General features: G+C 56.2%; 1 protein-coding gene and 1 pseudogene. One reads left to right on the forward strand and one right to left on the reverse strand.

Translation table 11 applies throughout. The features are described 5' to 3' along the window. Positions 1 to 1,270: carboxypeptidase regulatory-like domain-containing protein (locus tag HMPREF2791_RS01135; protein WP_210400142.1), on the reverse strand; the 1,270-nt coding region annotated here is incomplete at its 3' end. A 311-nt stretch (positions 1,271 to 1,581) separates the two neighbouring features. Between HMPREF2791_RS01135 and HMPREF2791_RS11500 the strand changes: the two are divergent. Continuing rightward, positions 1,582 to 1,871: pseudogene (locus HMPREF2791_RS11500) on the forward strand (IS256 family transposase); the annotation flags it as partial.

Genomic DNA, 1,871 nt, shown 5'->3' on the forward strand with positions numbered 1-1,871 from the left:
CAGACAAAGAACCCGGCTTCTCAACAACCTCGAAGGATCCGAGATCCTGTCGTGGGGTTTCCGAAATCTCTACGGAGATGCCCTGCTGAGTCTTAGTTTGCGCAGTTTCCTGAATCGTGAGTGACTGCCTACCAGCCGGGACACCGACGAGCTCGAAGTATCCGTCTTCATCTGTTGAAGTCGTGACACCGTCGACATCTACCTTTGCTCCAGCGACTGGTCGCCCTTCCTCATCCAATACTCGGCCGGTAGCTCGAATAGGGACAAGATTGAACGTGAAACGTCCGTCGGCGTTCGTATCCCAGCTATCAGTATTCCTGCGCGGCGTAACGAAACCGGAGGGGTGGACAACCTCTACCGTGTAATTCTTGCCAGTAGGAACGTTCGAGAATGAGAACGTTCCTTCAGAGGAAGTCGCAGTGGTATCGACGACCTTATCCCCGTCACGAAGTCTCACCTGCACCCCACTGGCAGGCGCATTGTTCTGCTCGGGGAACTGCACACGTCCACTCGCTGAAACAGTGCTGGGAACAGCCTCTTCCTTAGTAATCTCAGCGGAGTTGAGTCCTACGGAACTGGGGCCACCACTCCTCGGCCAGTCGGTACCGACTCCCTCCTTAGCGATCAAGTGAAGCTGCGCGTTAGAGGGGATAGTGACCTGGGCGGGCTGCCAGTTTTCATCGTAAAAGCGAATTTTTGCCGAAGGTTTATCACCTGAACGGTCGTTAATAATCCGAGCGTTAATGCCCCCCAGCGTCTGCTTTCCTTGCTGAATCTTGCCGGTCAAGTCAGCCTCTTCAGCAGGAAAGTCCGTGTAATCCAATTTGTCGCCGTCGTTCTGGATGAACTTCATTTCGCTCATCTTGACTTCGGCAGTGGAGCCGCCCGGCAGGTTCCGGCCCTGAACCTGAGCTCGCCACGTGTCCTCTTCGGTTTCCGCGTCATCAACACCGGACCAAAAACGCAGAGGGTCACCCTCTGCAGCCGACGCAAACGGCGCGGGCCTGACCGGATTCTCAGGGCCAACAACGCTCGGCACGGTCAGCCCGGCCAGCGCCAGGGAAACGGACGTCATGCCGGCAATGACGGAGCGCTTGCCGGAGTGGCGGCGCGGGTTGCGGTCCGCGGAGGACATTGCGTTGTAACGCCCAGGGTTCGAAGGGCCCTGGGCGGCAGCGTCCGAGTTGAACTCGAACGGGGAGGAAGCGTTCTTCAAGATGGCTCCAATGGTTGTTTTTGCAAATGGGAGAAATTCGAGGAAGAAGTACATAGAACACACTTCTCCCGCGGAACTGCGCATTAAACTACCAATTTGGACAGTCGCTTTCAAGGAAGCGCCAACATTGAAAGCGCAGTTAATCAGGCCTTTTTCAGGTTTGAAAGGTTTTCTAAAGTTCCTAATAAACTGCCCTCAGGTGCGGGTTAAACGACAAAAAGTGTGTCCAGAATCGGCGATTTCTGGGGATTGACCTGTAGGTTTCAAGGAAATATATGCTCCGGGGGCATATATCTGGGTCTCGAGCGTTCAATCCTCGGTGTGGCAGCGTTGGCGTGCTATGTGCGGCGTGGTGTGGTGTCGCAATGTCAAAGAACCAACCACGCTGCTACTGCGGCGGTGAAATGAAACGCAACGGCACCACCAGCAAAGGCACCACCAGATGGCGGTGCAAACAATGCGGCGCCTCCAGCGTGAAACGCAGAAGCGACATCACCAACGCGGCGGCGTTCACCGCCTTCATCGACCACCTCACCACCGGCGCCAGCCTCGATACTGTTGCCCGCCGCGTGGGGTGCTCGTCGCGCACGATGCAACGTCGATTCGAACCGTTCTGGCTCGTTGATGGAGGGTGTCCGATTCTTTGTGTGCGGGG

The organism is Corynebacterium sp. HMSC034A01, assembly GCF_001838175.1.
In the GTDB taxonomy this organism is placed as follows: Bacteria; Actinomycetota; Actinomycetes; order Mycobacteriales; family Mycobacteriaceae; genus Corynebacterium.